We start from the raw sequence: 2843 nt of genomic DNA on the forward strand, positions 1-2843 counted from the left end.
CCAGAGATTGAAAACTGGGACTTTTGCGATCGCGATAATGAGGTAACTTAACTGGTAAATCGGCTCTTACTCTGCCAGGATTTCTGCCTAGAACTATAATTCGATCGGCAAGAATCACAGCTTCTTCAATACCGTGAGTTACTATTAAAATAGTCTGGGTGGGTATCCGGCGTTCTAACCACAAATCTAATAACTCAAATCGCAAGTTTTCGGCAGTCAAAACATCCAAAGCCGAAAACGGCTCATCCATACATAACAGTTCCGGTTCAACCGCTAAAGCTCTGGCAAAACCTACTCGTTGGCGCATTCCTCCTGAAAGCTCTTTCGGGTAAGCATTTTCAAACCCATCCAAACCGATAACGTCAATCATTCGCAAAGCTTTTTCTCGCCGACGATCGGGTAGTTCGCCCTTCGCCTTCAAGCCCAATTCTACATTTTCTAACACTGTTAACCAGGGATAGAGAGCAAAACTTTGAAATACAATTGCCACACCTGGATTTAAGCCAACTAGGGGACGATTGTGATAGAGTATTTTGCCTAGAGTGGGCGGAATAAGTCCGGCAATCATTCGCATTAAAGTTGATTTTCCCGAACCGGATGGCCCCAACAAAGCCACAATTTCACCAGTACGCAAATCGAAATTGATATTTTCCAGGATAGTAATTTCTTGACCGTTGGGTTGCTGATAGGATTTTTTGACGCTTTCTAGGGAAATGAGTAAATCAGTTGTTGTTTTGACGACCATAATTTTACCTACACTTTAAATAGTTTTTTTCTTGTTTTTGGTTGGGTCTGCATCCAGCTACCGCGTTTAACTATGCCACAGATTTAGCTCGTAATTAACAAATAAAAATTAAAAACAGTTTAAACGAAGTTGGGGCGCGATGAAGATCCGAAGGATTCCTATATTTTGCAGAGTGGTTAATCTATCCTTAACCATTTCTCGCACAAAAGGCAGAAATTCTGCGATCGCTCGCGTTACCGTCGCCCCAGCGAATCCCCGTCAGCGATCGAGTTCGATTACTCCCTTCCCGCCGTAAGATTATCGATCGCAAGTTACCTGTTGTTCTTTTCTCCCCCACTCTCCCGCTCCCCCACTCCCCCCAAAGCATACATATTCTTTGAGCGAGAAGGGAGTAATGCCGCGTCCAGGGGCTGGCGATCCCACAGATCTGATTCTATATCGTCAATTGTTACCCAATCATAGCAACTGCCTATTTCCCCAATCGGGCTAAAATAATTCCCAGCTGGACGCTGATAATTCCCAATATTGCACTGCCTGCCCAGTAAAGACCTGCTGCCAAATAAGTGCGCTCGCGCAGTAAGTTCATGGTATCTAAGCCGTAGGTGGAAAAGGTAGTATAAGCGCCTAAAAATCCGGTTGTTATCAACAAACGCACTTCTGGAGAAATAGTTGCTACCCGTTCTAATGCCAAGGTGGCAAAGAAACCCATCGCCAAACAACCGGTAATGTTGATAAAAAATGTCCCGTAGGGAAATCCCGTGCCGAAGCGTTGCGCGAACCACAATGTTATGTAATAACGACACAACGCACCTGCGATCGCACCCAAACTAATCGCTATGGGAACCCGAATGTTAGGATCTTGTAACATTTGCCAACCTTTGCCAAAATTTTGAGTTAAAAGACTGGTTTTCTGCCCAATACCCTGCTACCTCTCGATAGTTGGGCTTAACCAAATCTGGTATTGAGGACAGCAACTAGCGATTTTATCAACCAGATTGGTGCGTTAAACCGTACCTCTGAGTGGGCGTTCGCCGTCATCGCACTCGATCTGGGTTGGGTAGAATGAAACAAAATATCACAAAAAGTCATTGCGTAGATAGATATCTAATAGATTTCTCCCACAATTCTTGTGGGGCAGGCATCCTGCCTGCCTTTGAGATTTTTGTCTGGAGATATCTAAATGAATGTAACTGGGAGCAGTAACGTATGAATCAATTTAAAACAGTTGCTTTATTGGGTTTGTTAAGCGCTCTGTTAATTACGATCGGCTACTGGCTAATCGGTGGCTGGACTGGTGCGTTTATAGGGATGGCACTAGCAGCTGTCACTAATCTGGGGTCTTGGTATTTCTCCGATCGAATCGCGTTAGCTGCCTATGGAGCCCAGCCGATTAGCTACGAGCAAGCACCCAATTTGTATCAAATGGTGCAAAAACTGTGCGATCGCGCTGGTTTACCTATGCCAGGAGTATACATTGTTTCCAGTCCAGCAGCTAATGCCTTTGCCACAGGACGAGACCCAGAACACGCAGCTGTCGCTGTTACGGAAGGCATTCTCAATATTTTGCCCGATGACGAATTAGAAGCAGTTATTGCCCACGAACTCAGCCATATTTACAATCGCGACACTTTAACTCAAGCAGTTTCCGCCACAATTGCCGGTGCGATCTCCTTTATTGCTCAAATGGTGAGCTACAGTATGTGGTTTTCCGGCGGGCGAGACGATCGCGATGGCCCCAATCCCTTGGGGATGTTACTAACTGTAATTCTCGCGCCGATCGCAGCTACTGTAATTCAGTTGGGTATCTCTCGCACAAGAGAATTTTCTGCTGATGCCGGTGCAGCCAAACTAACTGGAAATCCTCGCGCTTTAGCCCGTGCATTACAACGTTTGGAAGCGGGTGCTAGGCAGATGCCGATCGAAGGCAACCCCGCTTTTGAACCGCTTTTAATTATCAATTCCTTCTCTGGTGAATTTTTGGGTAATTTGTTTTCGACTCACCCATCTACAGAGGCACGCATTCAGGCTTTACTGAAACTCGAACAACAACTGCCAAGCAGATATTAAGTATCTTCCCACCAGTAGAAAGAGTGGGGGA

Annotated in this window: 5 protein-coding genes; 2 read left to right on the forward strand and 3 right to left on the reverse strand. The window is 45.5% G+C overall.

What is annotated here, in order from left to right:
* The coding region (locus H6S82_RS27150) for an ABC transporter ATP-binding protein (RefSeq protein ID WP_191057028.1) at nucleotides 1–745 on the reverse strand (745 nt) is incomplete at its 3' end.
* A gap of 172 nt (nucleotides 746–917) precedes the next feature.
* On the opposite strand from H6S82_RS27150, the gene H6S82_RS34185 reads away from it, so the two are divergent.
* The gene (locus tag H6S82_RS34185; RefSeq protein WP_255512311.1) at nucleotides 918–1040 is read left to right on the forward strand and encodes a hypothetical protein; all 123 of its coding nucleotides are present in this window, start codon (nucleotides 918–920) and stop codon (nucleotides 1038–1040) included.
* A gap of 2 nt (nucleotides 1041–1042) precedes the next feature.
* On the opposite strand, the gene H6S82_RS34190 is transcribed toward H6S82_RS34185, so the two are convergent.
* Nucleotides 1043–1168, reverse strand: a complete 126-nt coding sequence (locus H6S82_RS34190; RefSeq protein ID WP_277926586.1) for a hypothetical protein — start codon at nucleotides 1166–1168, stop codon at nucleotides 1043–1045.
* Nucleotides 1169–1214: 46 nt separating this feature from the next.
* Nucleotides 1215–1613 carry a fluoride efflux transporter CrcB gene (gene crcB, locus H6S82_RS27155; protein ID WP_190475208.1) on the reverse strand — a complete coding sequence of 133 codons (399 nt, stop codon included), beginning with the start codon at nucleotides 1611–1613 and terminating at the stop codon, nucleotides 1215–1217.
* A 338-nt stretch (nucleotides 1614–1951) separates the two neighbouring features.
* On the opposite strand from crcB, the gene H6S82_RS27160 reads away from it, so the two are divergent.
* On the forward strand, nucleotides 1952–2812 hold the full coding sequence (locus H6S82_RS27160; protein ID WP_190475210.1) for a zinc metalloprotease HtpX: 861 nt from the start codon (nucleotides 1952–1954) through the stop codon (nucleotides 2810–2812).
* Nucleotides 2813–2843: the final 31 nt, after the last annotated feature.

The organism is Planktothrix sp. FACHB-1355 (assembly GCF_014748295.1).
In the GTDB taxonomy this organism is placed as follows: Bacteria; Cyanobacteriota; Cyanobacteriia; order Cyanobacteriales; family Aerosakkonemataceae; genus Aerosakkonema; species Aerosakkonema funiforme_A.

Excerpts from the sequence above, each read along its gene's own strand:
- crcB (WP_190475208.1), bottom strand. The coding sequence starts at position 1,613 with ATGTTACAAGATCCTAACATTCGGGTTCCCATAGCGATTAGTTTGGGT.
- H6S82_RS27160 (WP_190475210.1), top strand. The coding sequence starts at position 1,952 with ATGAATCAATTTAAAACAGTTGCTTTATTGGGTTTGTTAAGCGCTCTG.